Raw genomic sequence first — 21158 nt, 5'->3', positions numbered from 1 at the left:
TTTGCTAATACCAAACTGGCTACACGCCAAAAGACAGCGACGGTGCAGTCACTGTGCACCACAAAATTAAAATAGGTTCAACTTTGCCTCACAGGACGCTTTCATGAAAAAAATGATGATTTCCACGCTGGTAGCTGCTGCTTCATTAGTGGCATTAGCGGGTCAGGCCCATGCGGGTACTACTTTGGATGCGGTGAAGAAAAAAGGTTTTGTGCAATGTGGTATCAGTGATGGCCTGCCCGGCTTCTCTTATGCCGATGCGAGTGGCAAATTTTCTGGCCTTGATGTCGATGTCTGCCGTGGTGTTGCTGCCGCCATCTTTGGTGATGCTGAGAAAGTAAAATATACCCCGCTGACGGCAAAAGAACGTTTCACTGCCCTGCAATCAGGCGAAGTGGATATTTTGTCCCGTAACACCACTTGGACCTCCTCTCGTGATGCAGGCATGGGAATGTTATTTACCGGCGTGAACTATTACGACGGTATCGGCTTCCTGACCCACAATAAAGCGGGTCTGAAGAGTGCTAAAGAGCTGGACGGTGCCACAGTCTGTATTCAAGCGGGGACTGACACTGAGTTGAATGTCGCCGACTACTTTAAAGCCAACAAAATGCAATATACGCCAGTGACTTTCGACCGCTCTGACGAAAGTGCTAAGGCGCTGGACTCTGGCCGCTGCGACACCTTGGCTTCTGACCAATCCCAACTTTATGCCTTGCGCATCAAGCTAGGTAAACCAGATGAATTTATCGTTTTACCTGAAGTGATTTCAAAAGAGCCTTTGGGCCCAGTTGTACGCCGTGGCGATGAAGATTGGTTTGCTATCGTCCGCTGGACACTGTTTGCCATGCTGAACGCAGAAGAAATGGGCGTGACATCGAAAAACGTTGAAGCTCTGGCCGCCAAACCTACCACACCGGATATGGCTCACCTGTTAGGTCAGGAAGGCAATTACGGTAAAGATCTGAAAGTCCCTAACGACTGGGTGGTTAAAATCGTGAAACAAGTGGGTAACTACGGTGAAAGTTTCGACCGTAACGTCGGTCTGGGCAGTGAGCTGAAAATCAAACGTGGGCAAAATGCGTTGTGGAACAATGGTGGCCTCCAGTACGCACCGCCGGTTCGCTAATCACCAATGATGTCTTGATGACAAATGACGTCTCCGGCAGGCCAACCCTGCCGGCTGTATGACCCAGACCGAGGCCCACACTATGTCACAACGCCCAACCGTCAAAGGTGCCTTTTCGCTGACCAACCCAGCGGTGCGCGCCTGGCTGTATCAAATTATTGCGCTATTGATACTGATCGGATGCGGTGCGTACCTGATTCATAACACCATGACCAACCTGTCCACCCGGGGCATCACCTCCGGTTTTGCCTTCTTGAACAACAGCGCCGGTTTCGGCATTGTTCAACATCTTATCGACTATGAGCAGGGCGATACTTATGGGCGCGTGTTCTTAGTCGGGCTATTGAATACCTTGCTGGTCTCCGTATTGTGTATTTTCTTTGCCTCAATACTGGGCTTCTTTCTTGGGTTGGCGCGGCTGTCGGACAACTGGTTATTACGCAAACTCTCCACTATCTATATCGAAACCTTCCGTAATATTCCGCCGCTACTGCAAATCTTCTTCTGGTATTTTGCGGTACTGCGTAATTTGCCGGGGCCCCGGCAGAGTATGGATGCCTTTGGCGTCGCCTTTTTAAGTAACCGTGGCCTCTATTTGCCATCACCCGAATTAACGGCCGGTTTTATACCCGCGCTGATTGCCGTGCTGTTAGCTGTCGCCGCCATCATCGCATTGTCTCGCTATAACCATTTTCGCCAGTTACATACTGGCCAGTTCCACCGCACATGGCCGATAGGTTTGTTGTTGCTGATTGTTCTACCGGCATTGGCTCATGTCATCTATGGCCCCGCGCTACATTGGGATATCCCCGCGTTACGCGGTTTTAACTTTAAAGGTGGATGGGTACTCATCCCTGAACTGGCCGCCTTAACACTGGCGCTGTCTGTTTATACCTCCACGTTTATCGCTGAAGTGATTCGTTCAGGTATTCAGTCCGTTCCCTATGGTCAGCATGAGGCGGCCCGCTCACTGGCGCTGCCTAATACCGTCACTTTGCGACAGGTTATCTTGCCGCAGGCGTTGCGGGTCATCATTCCCCCACTGACCAGCCAATATTTGAATGTCGTCAAAAACTCCTCATTGGCGGCCGCAATAGGCTATCCCGATATGGTGTCATTGTTCGCCGGTACGGTACTGAACCAAACCGGACAGGCGATAGAAACCATCGCCATCACGATGTCGGTCTATTTGGCTATCAGCCTATCCATTTCATTCTTAATGAATATCTACAACCGGCGCATCGCGCTGGTCGAGCGCTAAGGGGAGCGAATGACAATGACATTAACCCGCGAACCACCTAGCACTGTGCGGCCGGGGAACGCGTTCAGCCGGATGGTCTTTTGGGCCAGAAAAAATCTCTTTTCCAGTTGGACCAACAGCCTGCTCACTCTGCTATGCCTGTGGCTGATGTGGCAGTTGATCCCACCACTGCTGAGCTGGGCCATTTTTAACGCCAATTGGATAGGAACATCACGCACTGATTGCACCCGCGAAGGCGCCTGCTGGGTATTTATTCATGCCCGTTTTGGCCAGTTTATGTATGGCCTCTACCCCATTGAGCAGCGCTGGCGGATTAATACCACGCTAGTCATCGGGTTGCTGACGATGGTCCCGTTGTTCTGGCGTGGCATGCCGCGCCGTGGCCGTTATCTGGTGGTCTGGATGGTAGCTTATCCGCTACTGGTCTGGGTGATGCTCTATGGCGGTTTCTTTGGACTGACTCGTGTGGAAACCCGCCAGTGGGGCGGTCTAACACTGACACTGATTATCGCCGCTGTCGGTATTGCTGGCGCGCTGCCGCTCGGTATCTTACTGGCGCTGGCCCGCCGCTCCAGCATGCCAGTGGTGCGCATTCTGTCGGTGGTGTTTATCGAGTTCTGGCGTGGGGTACCATTAATCACCGTGCTGTTTATGTCCTCGGTCATGCTGCCGCTGTTTATGACCGAAGGCACCAGCATCGATAAGCTCATCCGCGCCTTGGTCGGTGTGGTGCTGTTCCAATCAGCCTACGTGGCGGAAGTGGTACGCGGCGGCTTGCAAGCCTTACCCAAAGGCCAGACGGAAGCGGCGGAATCGCTCGGATTAGGTTACTGGAAAACCCAAGGGCTGGTGATCTTGCCACAAGCCCTGAAAATGGTAATCCCGGGGCTGGTCAACACCATTATCGCCCTGTTCAAAGACACCAGTTTGGTGATCATCATCGGGTTGTTTGATTTGTTCAGCAGTGTGCAGCAAGCCACCGTTGACCCTGCTTGGCTAGGCATGTCAACCGAAGGCTACGTCTTCGCCGCCGCTGTTTATTGGATTTTCTGTTTCAGCATGTCGCGCTACAGCCAGCATTTGGAAAAGCGCTTTCACACCGGACGTTCCACACATTGAGGCATAACATGAGCGACAATCAGCCAACTTTCGGCGATAAAATGATGATTACGCTGGAAAACGTCAATAAGTGGTACGGGCAGTTCCACGTATTGAAGGATATTAATTTACATGTCCGCCCCGGTGAACGCATCGTGTTATGCGGTCCTTCTGGCTCGGGGAAATCCACCACCATTCGCTGCATCAACCATCTGGAAGAGCATCAGCAGGGGAAGATCATGGTGGATGGTATCGAGCTAAACGATGACTTACGTAACATCGAGCGGGTGCGGACCGAGGTCGGTATGGTGTTCCAACACTTCAATTTGTTCCCACACTTAACCGTGATGCAGAACTGCACGCTGGCCCCAAGTTGGGTACGTAAAATGCCGAAAAAAGAAGCGGATGAATTGGCGATGCATTATCTGGAACGGGTCCGGATTGCCGAGCATGCTCATAAGTTCCCCGGTCAACTTTCCGGTGGGCAACAACAACGCGTAGCGATTGCCCGCTCCCTGTGCATGAAACCGAAAATCATGCTGTTCGATGAACCGACTTCAGCACTCGATCCAGAAATGGTGAAAGAGGTGCTGGATACCATGATCAGTCTGGCGCACGAAGGCATGACCATGCTGTGCGTTACCCACGAAATGGGGTTTGCACGTACCGTCGCTGATCGGGTGATCTTTATGGATCGCGGTGAAATCGTAGAGCAAGCACCACCAGCTGAATTCTTCTCTCAGCCAAAATCAGAGCGTACGCAGGCGTTTCTGGCACAGGTTATTCACTAAATTCATTACGTTGGGAGTTTACATTGAGGATTTTCGGGTGAGGTTAACCTCACCCTTTTTTATTCCCGCGCACTGACTCTATTGTTGAGCAGTCGCTAGCCATTACCGCAATACCTGACCTTTACCACAATATCTGACCATTACCACAACAAGTGACCCATCAGTGGCGCGCCGATCACCGTAATAATACCAGCCAGCATCATCACTAAGCTGGACACTACGCCCTCCTGCGATCCCATTTCATAGGCTTTCGCAGTCCCTGCACCGTGAGAGGAAGCCCCCAAACCCGCGCCTTTTGCCAGCCCACTGCGTACTGACAAGCGCAAGAAGAGTAAGTCCCCCACCGCCATACCAAACACCCCCGTAATCACCACAAATAGCGCCACTAAGTCAGGTTGCCCGCCCAGTTGTTTAGCGGCTTCTAATGCAAAAGGTGTGGTGATCGAGCGCACGGCGAGGCTGCGTTGTACCTCTTCGGATAGCGTTAAGAACTTCGCCAGCCACACCGAACTGACCACTGCTACTGTGACCGCAGTTATCACTCCTGCACTGAGTGATAACCAGTGGCGGCGAATGATCGACAAATTCTCGTAAACGGGTACCGCAAACGCGATAGTGGCTGGCCCCAATAACCACAGTAACCAATGTGTCTCGCCAATATAATCCTGATAAGAGATATGGGTGACCACCAGCAATAACACCAAAACCATTGGCGTCAGCACCAACGGCATCAGTAATAATGAGCGGTGGCGGCGATAGAGCTTTTTATTGGCAAAATAGAGTGCCAAGGTCGCCAGAAAGCAGGCGATGCTGATCATGAGGTCATTCATGGCGATTGGATTTGCGACGTTGCAGCCACACCTCAAAACGGTAGACGCGATCAACCACTAACCCCGTGGCGGCGAGTGTTAATGAGGTGCTCACGGCGATCACCGCAAAAATCTTCCAGCCATCGACCCGAATTAACTGGGCATAATTCACCACCGCCACCACCGCCGGAACAAAAAACAGCAGCATTTCGGCTAACAGCCAGCGCGATCCCGCCTGAACCCATCGCACCGGCATGATGCGCAGCATAATCATTGCCAACAGCAATATCATGCCCACGATATTAGCGGGTAAAGGCAGATGAAACACCCTAACGAGCTGATCAGAAATAATAAATAGCCCTGCGTACAGCGCGACCTGAACGGGCACTTGTAAACGCGTGATGACCGACGGCGCAAAACTGCGTAACGCCAATAACATGAGAAACCTCAGTGGGGAATTTTTGTCAGTGCTCAGTATAGGCCGCAGGCAACCTTGCAAAAAATGAATTAAAATCATCGTAATCATGCCTAAATGGCATACTTCGCTGTTCAAAAGACGGCTCGCTGACTAACAGGAAAACCTGATGGATATCAGAACACTACGTTATTTCGTGGAAGTGGTGCGCCAACAGAGTTTCACGCGGGCGGCAGAAAAGCTTTTTGTCACCCAGCCCACTATCAGCAAAATGCTGCGTAATCTGGAAGAAGAACTTGAGTGCAGCTTGTTGATTCGCGAGGGCCGTCGTTTACATCTGACCGACAGTGGGGAGGCAGTTTATCAACGGGGATTAGCGATCCTCGACCAATTTCAGCAGTTGGAAGCCGAGCTAGAAGATATTGGCTCGTTAAAAAAGGGCAAGTTGCGTTTAGGCATTCCGCCCATGGTTGGCACACAAATGGCCGTCCTCATCAGTCAATTTCGTCAGCGTTATCCCGGCGTGGAACTGCAAATTTCAGAATTTGGTGGCTTAACGGTGCAACAAGCGGTGTTGTCCGGCGAATTGGATTTAGCCCTAACGGCCTTACCCGCCGGTGTAGATTTACCGCTGACCACATTGCCCCTGTTCAGCCATCCACTTTGTGTGGTGGTGCCACGCACGGCATTTTGGCTCAACCGTACCTCCATCAGTATTCCCGAATTAGCCGATCAATCGATTCTGATTTATAACGAGGATTTCGCGCTCTACCGCCAGTTAATGGATGCTTTCACGGTCGCTGGGTTTACACCCAAAATCGCCGTTCGCAGCGGTCAGTGGGACTTTTTGGCCGCTATGGTACAAGCCAATATCGGGATCGCTATTTTGCCGGAACCGATTTGCCAACGGCTGGATAAGAACGCATTGCTATGGCTGCCCTTAACACCACTGATGCCATGGCAGTTGGGATTGATTTGGCGACAAGGCAGCTATCTCTCTCACAGCGCACAAGCGTGGATCAGTCGATGCCGTGAATTTTGGCCCAATGGCTCATTGGTGGAGGTGGGGGGGAAGTGAATCCGGCGACTGAATAGCCGCCGGATTGAAAGAGGATTAGCCTGCTTTTTCGAACGGATTAACCTTCTTTCTCGATCAATAACGCTTCCAACAAGTCCAAATCGTGCAGCAGCTTTTGCAGGGTTTCGTTACTGATTTTCTGCGTTGCGCGCAGGTGATACAACTCACCACGTTCTGCCCGTAATGCTGTTAAGCGGAAACGCCGCTCCAGATTTTCGACAAATAAGGTGTTTTCAATTTCATCCTTACTGCCCGTGCGCCGCCGCAGATTACCGATCACCCGTGAACTGACCTCTTTGAGCAATTCTGGATCGATGTTTTCCTCACTGCTGGCCGCCAACCGCTCTTCCATTTTATTTAAGCTAACAATCGCCACTTCCGCTGCCGCCGCTCGCGCTAAGCGGACCTCTTCACGGCTGACACTCTTATCGGCCATAACCACACCACGCAGTAACGGTGGCAAGGCAATCACCCCAACAATGACCGATAACAAAATGACGCCGGTGGCGATAAACACTAGTTGATAGCGGGAGGGGAAAGCTGAACCATCGCTCAGGAATAACGGAATCGACAGCACACCTGCTAGCGTAATCGCCCCACGCACCCCAGCAAATGATGCGACCCACAGCTCACGCGTGGTGTATTTGCTAAATTCGAGTGGCCGTTTGCCCAGAAAACGCTTACTGATTCTTTTCATCGACCACAACCAGCCGAAACGCAGCACCAGCAATGCCCCATAAATGATGGCAACGTCGGCAAACAGATTCCACGTTTGGATAGTCGGGTCCAGCTCTGCCTGCACAATCGAGGTTTCCAGAATCCCCGGCAATTGCAGGCCCAACAGAATGAACACCATGCCGTTAAACACAAACTCCAGCATCGACCAGACGCTATCAGCACGTAACCGCATTGTCAGTGGGGCGTTACGAATCACGCCGGACTGGCTGATGGTCATCCCCGCCGCGACGGCCGCCAAGATACCAGAGACGCCGATATGTTCGGCAATCAAGTAAGAAGCGAACGGCAATAACAGCAGCAAGACAATTTGCGTTGCGGGATCATCGCCACTCCAGCGACTCATCAAACGCAGCGATTTACTGTATAGCCAGGTGACTGCGACACCGGCCAACAAGCCACCAATAGCGACTTTCAGGAATTCTAATGTTGCGCCGGACACAGTAAACACCATGGTGCCCATGGCAACCGCAATGGCAAACTTCAGCGCCACCAGACCGGAGGCGTCATTCATCAATGCCTCCCCTTCCAGTACGCCCATAATCGATTTCGGTATACGCCCTTTACCCACAATGCCGGACAACGCCACCGCATCGGTTGGCGACAATACCGCCGCCAGTGCAAAGGCGGCCACCAGCGGGATCCCCGGTACCATCCAGTGGATCAGGTAACCGATCCCCACCACGGTGACCAATACCAACGCGAGTGCCAGCGCTAATATTTCTCGCCCATGATGAATAAATTCGCGCGTCGGTGTTTTCCAGCCATCGGCAAAAAGCAAAGGCGGAATAAACAGCACCAAGAATAACTCGGGGTCAAAATCGACATGCAAACCAAAGTGAGGCCAAGCCAATAAGGCACCACAGACAATCTGCATCAGAGGGAGTGGGACTTGGAACGGTAACATTCGGGTGACAACGCCGGAGAGCGATACCACCAAAATCAGAATGAGGATTGTAAAAAAGATTTCCATGCTTTCCTTAGACTCAACTCAATACTGCTCAACATAAAACTTGCTTGTACTTACCCGTAGACAGGGCCAAAGCGCCGCTTTTGATAGTAGATCACTTTTTTATTCAGCGGGGAAAAACCTGTAACAGATCGCAGGAAAAAACAAAGAATGTGGGGTTAAAGCGGGATGGGAAATAGTATCGGGGGCAGACGACCCCCGATAAGCAAACCAATAACCATTTATGCCGGCTTAAATCGCCCAGCCACCGGCATAGAATACCACCAGTGCCACAGCAATAATGACGGTACCCAAGTTCAGTTTACGCCATTCGCCGGAACAGATGCGACCAATCACCAGTGAACTGAAGCCCAGCATAATACCGGTCACGATATTGCAGGTCAGTACGATAAACACGGCGCACAACAGGCCGGACATCGCATCTACAAAATCGTCGAAATCCAGCTTGGACACATTACTCAGCATCAGCAAGCCCACATACATCAACGCCGGAGCAGTGGCATAGGCTGGCACTAAATAGGACAGCGGTGAGAGGAACAGCATCAACAGGAACAGCACACCGACCACAGTCGCTGTCAGACCCGTTTTACCGCCTGCCGCCGTACCCGCTGCAGATTCGATATAAACCGCCGCTGGCGCTGCGCCCACTAAGCCAGCAAAGATGCTGCTGACGGAGTCAGAGGTCAGCGCTTTACCGCCACTGATAATCTGGCCGTCTTTGTCCAGCAAGTTAGCCTGACCCGCAACCGCACGAATCGTACCCGTTGCATCAAACACCGCCGTCATCACCAAGGCCAAAACACTTGGCAGTACCACAGGTTTCAAGGCACCCATAATGTCGAGGCTGAAAATCAAAGAGTTGCCGTTAGCATCCGCCAAGCTTGGCATCGCAAACAGCCCTTGATACGTCACACTTGGGTCAAAGATCAGGGCGATAATCGAAATACCGATAATCACCAGCAAAATGCCACCTGGGACTCGCAGTTTTTCCAAACCAAAAATCACCGCCAGACCCAATAACGTCATGATCACAGGGAAAGAGGTAAATGCACCCAGCGCCACTGGCAAACCTTCGATAGGGTTTTTGATGACCAGACCGACACCATTGGCTGCAATCAGCAGCAAGAACAAGCCGATACCGATACCGGTACCGTGCGCCACGCCCATGGGCAAGTTACGTAATATCCACGAACGGATACCGGTGACGGAGATAATGGTGAACAGTACCCCCATCAGGAATACCGCGCCCAATGCCACAGGAATACTAATTTGTTGGCCCAATACCAAGCTAAATGCAGTAAACGCGGTCAATGAGATGGCGCAACCAATGGCCATAGGTAAATTGGCCCACAACCCCATCAACAGAGAACCTAAGCCTGCGACCAAACAGGTCGCCACAAACACGGCGGTTGGCGGGAAACCTGCTTTGCCCAACATGCTCGGCACCACGATAACCGAGTAGACCATGGCCAAAAAGGTCGTCAGACCGGCCAGCACTTCCTGGCGTACATTACTGCCACGTTCACTCATCTTGAAAAATGCATCAAGTGAACTTTTTGGCTTTGCTGCCGAGTTCGCTTGAGGATTGGTGCTAGACATGGTGATGTCCCCTGTGTGTGTCATTTTAAAATAGTCAGCAAGCCAAGCGTCCATTCCATACGTAATCGTTTCCGTCCCTGCCGATTAACTCGTCAACTCACCCAACGCCAAGATGGCGGGGAAAATAGCAAACGATTAGCTGGAAGTACGCATGACTGAAATAAAATCGAGATTTAAGGCAGATGTCATTTAAGGCAAACGATTATCCAGCTATTTGCGGCGACTAATCAACATCAGATCGCGACATTTAATGCCTTTTTTAACATTAATTTGTCCAGAGACATGAATTTGAGGTCGAACGGAAGTGTGAGCAGCCTCACACCCGTTAACTCTCCGCGACCGTTGGTGCCAAATCACAGGGGATCAGCGTTCCAAAGTGTAGGCACCGCCCTTCGCAATCGCCTGTTTATAAGCAGGGCGCTCATGAATTTGCGCTAAGAAATTTTGCAGTTTGGGGAAACCCTCAAGGCCGCCACGGCTGTTGATGGCTTCGATAGGGAAACTCATTTGGATATCTGCGGCACTGAAATCGCTGCCAGCAAACCACTTATGTTGAGTGAGATGCTGCTCCAGATAATCGCGGTGTGTGGCAATTTGCTTATTCAGGTAATTTTTCTGTACCCCATCCCCCAGCGCTTTGGCGACAGGGCGAATAATCCAGGGTACGGGTGGCCCACCTAATCGACTAAAGATAAGTTTCATCACCAACAGGGGCATCAAAGAACCTTCGGCATAGTGCATCCAGTAACGGAATTGCTGGCGATCATAATGCCCCGTTGGCTTAAACAACCCCTGAGCATCATAGGCTTCCTGCAAATATTCGAGGATTGCCCCCGATTCCGCTAGGGTCAGATCGCCATCAGTGATCACCGGTGATTTACCCAGCGGGTGCACTTTTTTCAATTCAGGCGGAGCCAACAAACTACCAGGATCGCGCTGATAGCGCTTTAGTTCATAGGGGACTTGTAACTCCTCCAACATCCACAAAATACGCTGTGAACGCGAATTATTTAAATGGTGAACAATGACCATAATCAGTATCACTCCGCATATGAAAATAAAACCTAGTCACGACAGACAAACTTTGCGACTGAAGCAATGAAACGGGTTAATAAAAACCGCAGGCCACGACTCAAGGCGTACTTCAATCATCCCAAAATGAGCCCTAACACCGCTAGTGCTACGAAATAGAGTGTAGGGCATGCAGTCAAAATGGGTTGATAATCTGGGGAACGGCTTTTTCAAACACAAATCACGGTAACCTCGAACCCTTGATTAACCTTCTCTCTTATCGAACCGGCCCCGTACTCGGTGGTGTTGATGTTGCAGGTGGAGTGATGAGCGGTTTAGAACGATAAAACAGCTTATAAGACTGTGTTGCAAAGATAACCCCAGCGATAACTAAAACAGCCCCTGAAATCTGTAAACCCGTGGGTAAAATATTATTCAACATGGCTAATATCATGGTAAAGACGGGGACAAGGTTGAAGAAAACAGCCGTATTCGCTGCACCTAAATTCTTAATCCCCACATTCCAGAATAAATAAGCTAATACCGACCCTGCAATTCCCATGTAGATAAGTGCGGCATGGTTAAAGGCAGAAATATTCGATAAGCCGCTGAATGTCCCTTCTGTGTAATAAGCAAATAGCACGATACCTAACGTTCCAAACAGCATGGTAAAACTGGTTATCTGCAATGGGGTAGCGCCAATACTGTATTTTCGGCAGCCAACCGTATAGGCCGCCCATGCAATATTACCGAGCAAAATAATCATATCACCTTGATTAAATTGCATATTCAATAAATTACCGATAGAGCCTTTGCTGATAACCAGTAAAACCCCTAATAAACTGACCAACATGCCAACACACTGGATACGTGATATTTTCTGCCGTTCACTGAGAGTGAAAAGTAGTGCCGTTGTAATTGGCGAGGTTGCCATAATAAGGGCACCATTTATGGGGGTGGTTGTTTGCAATCCAATAAAGAATGCCAAATTAAAACCGGTGATACCACAAAGGCCGAGCAGAATAAATGCCAGATAATTCCTTTTCAGAACAACCCAGTTATTTCTTTCTCGTAAGAAAAGTATCGCTAATATCGCGATGCTCGCAATGACAAACCTCTCAGTTGCCGCCATCATAGGAGAAACATGATTGACGATTAACGCTGCAACATTGAAATTCGATCCCCAGAAAAATGTGGAGAGAACGACGCAAAGCAAAACAAGACTTTTATTCATGTGACTATCTCCAAAGTGCTGCATCTAGGACAATAGAAGAAGCAAGTGCATTTCTAGATGTTTTCAATAAATAACTGACTGTGTCAGCAACATCAGAGGCAGCAAGCATTCTTTTCTTTTGCTCGTTTGATATATTGATATGCTCTTCCATCAGTTCTCTAAATGACGTATCAACCTTATCAAGAATAAGACTTGTCACTTTAATCCCTAACGGTTTGCAATATTCTCTCAACCCATCAGTCATACCTTGAACGGCATACTTAGAAACAGAATATGCATACATGTCTTTATTTCCTTTCGTTCCCCAAATAGAGGACATATTTATTATTTGTGCTGAAGGGCTATTGATGAGCACCGGTAGCAACGAGCGGGTAAGATAAAAATAACCATTCACATTAACATCAAATGTATTTTTCCACTCGATATCCGTGGTTGTTAACGGGCTGCTGAAATATGAAATACCTGCAACATTGATAAGTACATCAATCGAATTCATCACATCTAAAGCATTCAATACTGCTTGGTCAACTTCATCCCGCTGTGTAACATCTAATTGAGTGAAATGGATTTTATCTTGGTATTTTCTCTTTAATAGCATCGTTTCCTTTTCTGGAATGTTTTTGAAATGACAAGCAAAAACCGAATGTCCATCCTTTAGAATACGCTTTGTTAAGCTCTGACCAATTCCACTCTCACAACCAGTGATAAATACATTCATAAGACGTTCCTTTATTTGTTCAAAAAATATTTAGTCATGTTTATATCCCTGGTTAAATACTATAATATTCATCTATTGAGCATAAGAGTTGAAATTGAATAGGTGAATTTCATAAATGAAAGATAAAATTTCTCTGGACGATCTTAATTTATTTGTCAGCGTTGTTGGCGCTGGGAGTTTGACAAAAGTCTCTGAAACCGCTGATATCCCCTTACCAACTCTCAGTCGTCGACTAACAAAATTGGAGCAATGCATTGGCGGCCGTCTTCTTAATCGTTCAACCCGAACAATCACACTCACACCGTTAGGACGCATGTATTACGACAGTTGTGTCGGCCCCTTATCTGAATGTTTATCCGCTACCACATTACTTGATGACTATCACCATAGCTTAACGGGGAAACTTGTCATTACCGCCCCAATAAATCTTACCCATCAATGGGTTGGTGATTGTATTTTTAATTTTATGAAAAAGTACCCAGAGATCAGCATTGACTTAATGGTGACCAACCGAGTGATAGATCTCGAATCTCTCAACATTGATGCTGCTATTAGAGTCGGTAAGTTGAAAGACAGTAATTGGATCGCCAAGAAAATCATGAGCTCACATTATGTTTTTTGTGCTTCCATAGAATACCTTTCTAAAAATTCCGTTCCATTAGTACCAAGTGATTTGGTAAACCAGCATAAGTTGATTATGCCGAGATCTGACACTGAATGGCAGATTACCAATAGATCTTCAAATAGCGAGTATGTCATTTCAGCGGCTCCCTATATGGTGGTAGATGATACCGAGTTGATTATCCGAGCAGCAAAAAATAATCTTGGAATTTGTTTGGCTCCTTTTCAATTTGTTAAATCACTTATTGAGCGCGGGGAACTGGTACACATACTACCCGAATGGCATGGTGGGATTAGACCAACGTATATCATGTTTAGAGATAGAGATTATGTCCCTGCACGCTTGCGTGCCTTTATTAGTCATGTAGAAAAATATGAAATCATCGATAGTTAAAGTACTTTGCGTTAATCAAAAAAATGAGAAGAGTATTGTATGCAACCACTCTTCTCAAATAATAATAACGAGGAAAGTCCTATATCATTAGTAAGTAATACCTTTCATTCCTTCTTGGGTGTATCGCTCGCCATAAACACTAAGTTTGTGCTTAATGTTATTTAAGAGCATAACATCACAATCATCCAAGCTAATATGACATGAGGCTATATTCTCCGTTAAGTATTTCTCTTTTTTCGTGCCTGGAATAGGAACAATATTACTACTTTGCGCTAATAACCATGCCAACGCAATCTGGCCAAGAGTACAGTTATATTTATGGCTCAAAGGTGTAATTGTTTCTAGAATAGCAAGATTTTTAGTCATGTTCTCTTCAGAAAAACGCGGATTGAAACGACGAAAATCATCTGTTGCAAAGTCATTTGCTGAAGTATATTTTCCGGTCAAAAAACCTCGGCCAAGCGGTGAATAGGGTACTAACCCAATATTCTCCTTGATCAGGAATGGTAATATTTCATCTTCAATATCCCGTGTCCAGAGGGAATACTCTGTTTGCACCGCATCAATTGGGAACACCGATAGAGCGCGCTGAAGAATATCCACAGAAACTTCACATAATCCAATATGTAAGATTTTCCCTTCTCTCACTAAGTGAGCTAGAGTATTCATAGTTTCTTCAATAGGTATTGAATCATCAAGTCTATGCATATAATAGAGATCGATCTTCTCCACCCCTAGTCGTTTTAAGGATGATTCGCAACTTTGCTTTATATAATCAGGGGAGTTATTAATTTTCCGCTCATAACCCGTGCTATCACCACGATCGATGCCGCACTTAGTTGCGATGGTTAAATTTGCACGGTCGCTAGCGGTTAAGGTAGACAAGCATCGGCCAATCAATGATTCATTATGCCCACGGCCATACATATCTGCCGTATCAAAGAATGTTACCCCTTGATTGATAGCGGAATGCAAAATATTCAGAGAATCAACTTCATCGCTAGGGCCATAGAACTCACTCAACCCCATAGCGCCATACCCAATTGAGGATACCTGTAAACTTGAACCTAAAATTCGTTGTGGTAGCTTATTGTTATTCATTTTATTCCTTTATCATTAAGCAATGAATTCCTGCTAAATATTATTTACTGACACTTTAAGTGATTATAAATTATTTTATTAAATGAATACTTCCATCGTTCCAAGTTCCGACGAGGTAGTTATTTCCTTGTTTAGCTAATGCAACCGCACCACTAAAATTATCAGCCAATAATTCAGTTTTACCTGATTTGACATTGACACGCTTAACCGCATTGGCCCCATTATCTACAGCAACAATCACGTCATCTGACTCAACAACAATTCCTACACCAGGGCGGGAAAAATTATGGCCTAGCTCTGTTTTTTCTCCTGATGGGCTAATATGTGTTAACCTGCCGCTATATTGGGTGACAACTAAGCTCCCGTCATTGAGTTCAGCAACACCAACAGGAAGACTTAATCCTTTGACGACCGTTATTGCACTACCGCTTTCAAGGTCAAGAGACGATATCTCGCCTGATGAGCGATTAGCAATTAACAAATTTCCATTATTGGAGAATGCAATACCTGTAGGCGTGTGATAACCCGTTGATATTTTACTCTGGACACCCTCAGGGCTAATTTTAAGAATATAATTATCAGAGTAAGAAGATACATATACATCGCCATTGCGATTAACTGCAATTCCAGCTGGAGATGCTATATCTCTTGCTAAAACTTCTTTTTCACCATTAGCCATTATTTTTTCAATGGAATCTCCCGACCAGTTAGTCACATAAACAGCGCCTTGTTGGTCGACAGCAATTCCTGTCGGTGCATTAAAGCCCCTGTAGACGATTGATGAGTCTGCCATTATTTTCTCGTTAAAAAAAATCGTAGTGAGTAACAGTAATACTATATTTAAGCTCTTCATAAATTATTCCTTTGAACTATAACGTCAAGTTGTAGTAAGGGCGATAAGCCCCCCACCACAACATCCGATAATTTTACTTAATAGATAAAAATAGTACCCCTGCTAGTTGAAAGACATTAATGCTATCAACTGTTTTAAAAACCAACGGTCGCTCCACCATCAATATTCAGGGAAGCACCATTAATAAATGATGACTTTTCACTTAATAAAAACAATATTGCATTGTTAATGTCTTCAGTACAGGCGTATCTATTAGAGGGGTTTATTGAACGTAAATTTTTATCTAATACCTCTTTATCAATTCCTTTGAATTCTGCTAATTTCTCACACGTCTCACTCCAAGACTCTGTTTCAGTAATCCAAGGATTGATCACATTTAAATTAATATTCTTCGTAGCCAAATACTTTGAGCATGCCTTAGTAAACCCTGCTAATGCTGCATTAACAGTGCTGTTAATAATAAAAAGAGGGTCAGGGTCATAGCAGAACGTACCATTAATAATAATGACCTTTCCACTCTTATACTTTGACATTGTTCGAGTTACTGCTTGCGTCATTCGTATTGTGCCCAATAATTTTGCTTGCATAGTGACCTGCCAGTCATCCTCTGTAGTAGAGAAAAAGTCGGTAGGTTCACCATTTCCAGCGGCATTTATCAATACATCAATTGGACCGTAATACTCATCAATATAAGCAACCCCTTGATCCACTGATAGCGGTTCCGAAATGTCTATCTTATGTGTAATCACTAAATCATGCTGCCCCGTCAAGTTAGCTATTTCATTTTTAACTTGCGTCAATTTGCTGTCGCTACGCCCGACTAAAATAACCTTATAATTGCTCTCTACTAAGCATTTGGCTATTTCCTTACCAATTGAACCTGTCGCACCAGTCACTATCGCTAATTTATTCAACATAATTTATTTTGAACTCTCAACAGGGTTAATAACATGGGTAACTTTAGATTCCCCCATATAGCGAATAGCTAATACAATGTTAATCACAGATACAAAAATACAAGTGAGCACCACGCCATTCCAATTCATCGAATTCCAGACAAGGCCAAGGATAAAGGTACCAAAGCTCCCTCCCGCTAAACAGGATAAGAGATATAATGATGAGATCGTTCCTTTAGATGAAACATCCACCAGTTGAGTCAGTATGGACATCACAATAGGCTGTATACCAAAAACAAAGATAAATAATGAAAAAATACCAAATGCTACAATATAAATATTATTAGAGAAGGAAATAACTAATATAGAAGCAACGACACCGCATAAGAATGTCATTAAAATCTTTCTCTTATCGATTGTCATTGCTAGTTTCGCACTAATAAAAGCACCGCCAACTGCGCTTACCCCGACAAAATTCAGCCAGCCTAACGCTGTTGACGATAGGTTAAAAGCTCCCCCTTTAAGGTAATAGGTTAGAAATGAAGATAATCCTAAGTAGCTGAAGAAAAGTAGGAACCCCAAAGATAAAAACAAAATGATTCTTTTGTCGGCAAGGATTTTAACCGCATTAATATAGACATCTGCTAATTTCATTTGATTCTGCTTCATGGCCATTTTTTCTTTGAGACCAACGATAATAAGTAGTGCAGAAATCATCACAAACACAGCATATATGAAGAATGCAGTACGCCAAGAAAAATAGTCCGATAAGATACCAATGATACTACGACTAAATATGATACCAACAATTGAGGCTGATATCATTAGCCCCATTGCACGAGGAAGCTTATACTCCTCTGTATTTTTAGCCGTATACGAAAATAATGCAGCAGGGACCGCCGCAGCAAAAAAACCGAGCAAGGCCATGACCAGAAGAAAAGTATTATATTGGATAATATAAAGGCAGAGAACCAAGCAAATAATAACACCAGCGCATCCAAATAAACTCAAAGACTTAGCAGAGACTCGGTCAGACAAAGGTCCGAATATAAAAAATGAAATGGCATAAACAAAGCATGATACGCTAAATGAGTAGCGAGCGTCCAATAAGCCAACAACAAAACTTTCTGATATCTCTTGGAAAATCAACTGTGTAATATAAACAGCGCCAACAGATAAAACAATACCAATAACTGAGATAATTAAACTTGATAGCTCACCACCTGAAGCAGGTTTCCCTAGTGTTTTATTTGAATACATAGTAGCACCTATTTTTATTCATAGTAATTTCATTCCTTTCGTTGTTACTTCTGAAAGAAATATCATCAATGATGCCAAAAATAGATTGACATCATTGGATAATAAATAATCAAAATTCTCTTCAGAAATTCACTTTACTATTAATAGATAATATAAATCCAAGACGGAAAGGCATTAAATATGGCGTTATACTCGTGCCACTGCCATCGCTAAACCTTCACCACCACCAACGCACAATGCCGCGACTCCATTTTTAAGATTCCGAGCACCTAATTGATGAATGAGTGAAACCAAAATCCGGCAACCTGATGCACCAATTGGATGCCCTAAAGCGATCGCTCCGCCATGAATATTAATCTTCTCTTTCGGGATAACGAGGGCCCTTTTAATGGCTAACGATTGTGCTGCAAAAGCTTCATTACATTCAAAAAGGTCAATTTGAGAAATATCACTATCAATCTTTTCCAGACATTCAGTAATTGCTGAAATGGGAGCAACACCCATTATTGAGGGGCAAATACCGGTATTGGCAAATGCAGATATTTTCACTAGTGGCGTCAACCCTAACTCTTTCGCCTTGCTCGCACTACAGACAATAACGGCCGCTGCTCCATCATTTAAGGAAGATGCATTGCCTGCGGTGACGGTACCTTGAGAATCAAATGCGGGTCTTAACTTGGCTAGCTTAGTAGCCTCAGTCACTCTTGGTCCTTCATCAGTATCAACAATCTGTGAGCCTTTTTTATGCATCACGGTAACTGGGGAGATCTCCGCCTTAAATTTCCCCTCGTCAATTGCTGCTAGTGCTTTTTGATGGGACTGCATTGAATATGCATCTTGATCCTCACGCGAAATATTATATTGAGCAGCTACATTTTCCGCAGTAATCCCCATGTGGTAGCCCTTATAGGCATCTGTTAATCCATCATTTACCATCGAATCAACAATATTACTATTCCCGACACGGATGCCTTGACGTGAAGACAATAGAATATGGGGTGATAAAGACATGTTCTCTTGTCCGCCGGCAATAATCATATTCGCATCACCATTACGAATCGCCTGAGCAGCCAATTGAATGGCTATCATTCCTGAGCCACAAACTTTGTTAATCGTTAATGCACAAACACTATTAGGCAATCCAGCATTTAATGCAGCCTGACGCGCAGGGTTCTGACCACAACCCGCGGTTAACACTTGCCCCATAATGACCTGATCAATATTTTCAGGATTAATATGATATGTCTGCAATAAATCCTTTATCACGATGGCACCTAATTCAGTGGCCGGTACTGTAGATAACCCTCCCTGAAATGAACCAATGGCTGTTCTCTTCGCCCCTACAATAACAATATCTTCCATGCACCCTCCCTCATAAACGGTCAATGACGTCATTATTATTAAAAATAGAATTGTATTTAAATCTATATATTTAGCAGTTTTGCTCGTTAAATACGTATAATCTCCCAGCTATTTTCTAACGCATAATGGCTGAGTGCTGTTCCCTCACCAATACATACGGGATGACCAACAGAAGCAAGCATAGGAATATCAGAAACATCATCGCCATAGGCAAAACTCGTTGATAAATTAATATTCTTTTCTAAAGAAAACTGCCTAATTGCGATTGCTTTACCTTCACCGATTGTTTGTGTATCTGTAATTTCACCGGTAACCACTCCTGATCTATCAGTCACTAATTTTGTACAGAGTATATCGGTAATACCTAATAACTGAGCGATAGGTTTTAAGAGTGGAACCATTGAACCAGAGACAAAAACCACATTATTACCTAACGCTCGATGTGCTAAGACACTTCTTAATGTGTAACCAATAAATATTTCAGTATCTGAAAACGTTTTTTTAAACCAACGTTCTGCACTCTGCTCTATACTTAATAATGGAACGCCCTTGAAAAATCGATAATATGAACGATTTAATTCCTCCCGACTAACCAGCTTTCTAGCAACAACAGAGAACTGCGAATCAAACAGTTCCTTCTGGTTAACAAGATTATTCTCTTCTGCCCAGAACTGGTAGAAATGAAACATACTTTTAATATTGATTAACGTATCATCCACATCATAAAATGCAGTCTGTCGCATCTTCATTCCCCATCGTCATAATACATTCTTCGGCTTTTCGTTTTGAAATCGGGATTGTCACCAGCAATACCGGCATCCCCCCATCGAGAAGGTAAAATCTCTTCGATATAAACCGTAATCTTATCTAATGGACAGCCTAGCTGATTATGTACGACTCGAGTAATATCAGCGATAAGTAATCTGGCTGAATTCTCATTCGCAAATGGCCATGCTGATATTCTTATAATTGGCATAATGCTTTACCCTAGTGTTGTAATATCGTGAAAACTTGAATTTTTTAATTTAAGGTGGGCATGAATATCGCCACCTAGACCATAGAACCCTATTGCTCCACCATAGCTTTGCTGTGAACTCATAAAAAGCACAACCACATTGATGATACGATTAGCACTTTTATTCACACTCGATGGAAACGGATTATCTAATATTGCCCAATACGATGCACATCCATGTTCATCAGTGATAAATACATTCGGTATGCCCAAAGGTCCTGGCCTGCTTAATACATCAGGATTTAAGTCATTTTCTCTTAAGCTCATAACAGTATATAAGCTGTTAGGTACAAGATGACTAAAATTAAAATCAAACCGAGCTGAACGACTGTTATCCGAAACAGTCACAGTAAGAGCACCCTGCGCCTTTGCCCAATCTGCCAACGTTATTTTTTCTATTTTTCTCCGCCCATCACTCTCTCGATAGTCAGAAATATATGCCTGATTAAGAGGATGACTATTCCGTATGACTTCATTAGCATTCGGACACTGCTCCGGTGCAAATACCATTGGATAATTATTAGAAGGCAACGGTAGTGGCAAAGTAAAAAGCTCTATATCTTTTAATTCATCTGTTGAAGCTTTAGATAAATCCTTCTTAATTAGATAATCCTCAATATTGCCAAATGAGGGAACTGGGGTTTTTGTATCAACAATTGCCGCTCCCCAAATCATTTTCCCTTCCTGCAGTAAATTACCAATAACAACATAATCCCCGTCTTTATCGATGACCTCACTAGGTGGATAAAGTGGCCCTTGTGTGGTAATTGATAATTCGTAGGTATAACTTTTGTTACCTTTCATTATA

At 45.3% G+C, this 21158-nt stretch carries 21 protein-coding genes; 6 read left to right on the top strand and 15 right to left on the bottom strand.

What is annotated here, in order from left to right; all coding sequences use genetic code 11:
* Positions 1-103: 103 nt before the first annotated feature.
* From BN68_RS16905 to BN68_RS16890, 4 genes are all read left to right on the top strand, one after another.
* Positions 104-1129, top strand: coding sequence for an amino acid ABC transporter substrate-binding protein (locus tag BN68_RS16905; RefSeq protein ID WP_019212354.1), 1026 nt, complete (start codon positions 104-106; stop codon positions 1127-1129).
* An 82-nt stretch (positions 1130-1211) separates the two neighbouring features.
* Positions 1212-2390, top strand: coding sequence for an amino acid ABC transporter permease (locus BN68_RS16900; protein ID WP_019212353.1), 1179 nt, complete (start codon positions 1212-1214; stop codon positions 2388-2390).
* 15 nt (positions 2391-2405) lie between these two features.
* Entirely contained in the window at positions 2406-3509 is a 1104-nt protein-coding gene (locus BN68_RS16895; protein WP_042806940.1) for an amino acid ABC transporter permease, read from the top strand.
* A gap of 8 nt (positions 3510-3517) precedes the next feature.
* A complete protein-coding gene (locus BN68_RS16890) occupies positions 3518-4279 on the top strand; it encodes an amino acid ABC transporter ATP-binding protein (RefSeq protein WP_019212351.1) in 762 nt (253 codons plus the stop codon).
* 140 nt (positions 4280-4419) lie between these two features.
* Here BN68_RS16890 and BN68_RS16885 read toward each other — a convergent pair whose 3' ends face one another.
* Positions 4420-5109, bottom strand: coding sequence for an LrgB family protein (locus BN68_RS16885; protein ID WP_019212350.1), 690 nt, complete (start codon positions 5107-5109; stop codon positions 4420-4422).
* Positions 5102-5527 carry a CidA/LrgA family protein gene (locus tag BN68_RS16880; protein ID WP_019212349.1) on the bottom strand — a complete coding sequence of 142 codons (426 nt, stop codon included), beginning with the start codon at positions 5525-5527 and terminating at the stop codon, positions 5102-5104. Before BN68_RS16880 ends, BN68_RS16885 begins: the two co-directional genes overlap by 8 nt.
* Before the next feature lie 145 nt (positions 5528-5672).
* On the opposite strand from BN68_RS16880, the gene BN68_RS16875 reads away from it, so the two are divergent.
* Positions 5673-6581: a LysR family transcriptional regulator gene (locus tag BN68_RS16875; RefSeq protein WP_019212348.1), complete on the top strand. Its 909-nt coding sequence runs from the start codon at positions 5673-5675 to the stop codon at positions 6579-6581.
* A 58-nt stretch (positions 6582-6639) separates the two neighbouring features.
* On the opposite strand, the gene BN68_RS16870 is transcribed toward BN68_RS16875, so the two are convergent.
* The 5 genes from BN68_RS16870 to BN68_RS16850 all read right to left on the bottom strand — a co-directional run bounded on the left by BN68_RS16870 (position 6640) and on the right by BN68_RS16850 (position 12848).
* Entirely contained in the window at positions 6640-8289 is a 1650-nt protein-coding gene (locus BN68_RS16870) for a Na+/H+ antiporter (protein WP_019212347.1), read from the bottom strand.
* A 228-nt stretch (positions 8290-8517) separates the two neighbouring features.
* On the bottom strand, positions 8518-9885 hold the full coding sequence (locus BN68_RS16865; protein WP_019212346.1) for an NCS2 family permease: 1368 nt from the start codon (positions 9883-9885) through the stop codon (positions 8518-8520).
* Between the two features lie 363 nt (positions 9886-10248).
* Positions 10249-10917 carry a glutathione S-transferase family protein gene (locus tag BN68_RS16860; RefSeq protein ID WP_019212345.1) on the bottom strand — a complete coding sequence of 223 codons (669 nt, stop codon included), beginning with the start codon at positions 10915-10917 and terminating at the stop codon, positions 10249-10251.
* A gap of 256 nt (positions 10918-11173) precedes the next feature.
* Entirely contained in the window at positions 11174-12130 is a 957-nt protein-coding gene (locus BN68_RS16855; protein WP_019212344.1) for a DMT family transporter, read from the bottom strand.
* Between the two features lie 4 nt (positions 12131-12134).
* A complete protein-coding gene (locus BN68_RS16850; RefSeq protein WP_019212343.1) occupies positions 12135-12848 on the bottom strand; it encodes an SDR family oxidoreductase in 714 nt (237 codons plus the stop codon).
* A gap of 115 nt (positions 12849-12963) precedes the next feature.
* Between BN68_RS16850 and BN68_RS16845 the strand changes: the two genes are divergently transcribed.
* The gene (locus tag BN68_RS16845) at positions 12964-13863 is read left to right on the top strand and encodes a LysR family transcriptional regulator (protein WP_019212342.1); all 900 of its coding nucleotides are present in this window, start codon (positions 12964-12966) and stop codon (positions 13861-13863) included.
* A gap of 87 nt (positions 13864-13950) precedes the next feature.
* On the opposite strand, the gene BN68_RS16840 is transcribed toward BN68_RS16845, so the two are convergent.
* The 8 genes from BN68_RS16840 to BN68_RS16805 all read right to left on the bottom strand — a co-directional run bounded on the left by BN68_RS16840 (position 13951) and on the right by BN68_RS16805 (position 21154).
* On the bottom strand, positions 13951-14964 hold the full coding sequence (locus BN68_RS16840; RefSeq protein WP_019212341.1) for an aldo/keto reductase: 1014 nt from the start codon (positions 14962-14964) through the stop codon (positions 13951-13953).
* 70 nt (positions 14965-15034) lie between these two features.
* Entirely contained in the window at positions 15035-15817 is a 783-nt protein-coding gene (locus BN68_RS16835) for a Vgb family protein (RefSeq protein WP_019212340.1), read from the bottom strand.
* A gap of 134 nt (positions 15818-15951) precedes the next feature.
* On the bottom strand, positions 15952-16734 hold the full coding sequence (locus BN68_RS16830) for an SDR family NAD(P)-dependent oxidoreductase (RefSeq protein ID WP_019212339.1): 783 nt from the start codon (positions 16732-16734) through the stop codon (positions 15952-15954).
* A 3-nt stretch (positions 16735-16737) separates the two neighbouring features.
* Positions 16738-17973 carry an MFS transporter gene (locus tag BN68_RS16825; protein WP_019212338.1) on the bottom strand — a complete coding sequence of 412 codons (1236 nt, stop codon included), beginning with the start codon at positions 17971-17973 and terminating at the stop codon, positions 16738-16740.
* A gap of 186 nt (positions 17974-18159) precedes the next feature.
* Positions 18160-19335 carry an acetyl-CoA C-acetyltransferase gene (locus BN68_RS16820; RefSeq protein WP_019212337.1) on the bottom strand — a complete coding sequence of 392 codons (1176 nt, stop codon included), beginning with the start codon at positions 19333-19335 and terminating at the stop codon, positions 18160-18162.
* An 86-nt stretch (positions 19336-19421) separates the two neighbouring features.
* Complete coding sequence (locus BN68_RS16815) at positions 19422-20078, bottom strand: HAD family hydrolase (RefSeq protein ID WP_019212336.1); 657 nt, start codon at positions 20076-20078, stop codon at positions 19422-19424.
* Between the two features lie 2 nt (positions 20079-20080).
* Complete coding sequence (locus tag BN68_RS16810; protein ID WP_019212335.1) at positions 20081-20311, bottom strand: tautomerase family protein; 231 nt, start codon at positions 20309-20311, stop codon at positions 20081-20083.
* Between the two features lie 6 nt (positions 20312-20317).
* A complete protein-coding gene (locus BN68_RS16805) occupies positions 20318-21154 on the bottom strand; it encodes a hypothetical protein (RefSeq protein WP_019212334.1) in 837 nt (278 codons plus the stop codon).
* Positions 21155-21158: the final 4 nt, after the last annotated feature.

The sequence above is a fragment of the Yersinia massiliensis CCUG 53443 genome (assembly GCF_000312485.1).
Taxonomy (GTDB): Bacteria; Pseudomonadota; Gammaproteobacteria; order Enterobacterales; family Enterobacteriaceae; genus Yersinia; species Yersinia massiliensis.
The sequence above is the reverse complement of the archived record's forward strand: the minus strand, read 5'-3'. Positions and strand labels throughout refer to the sequence as shown.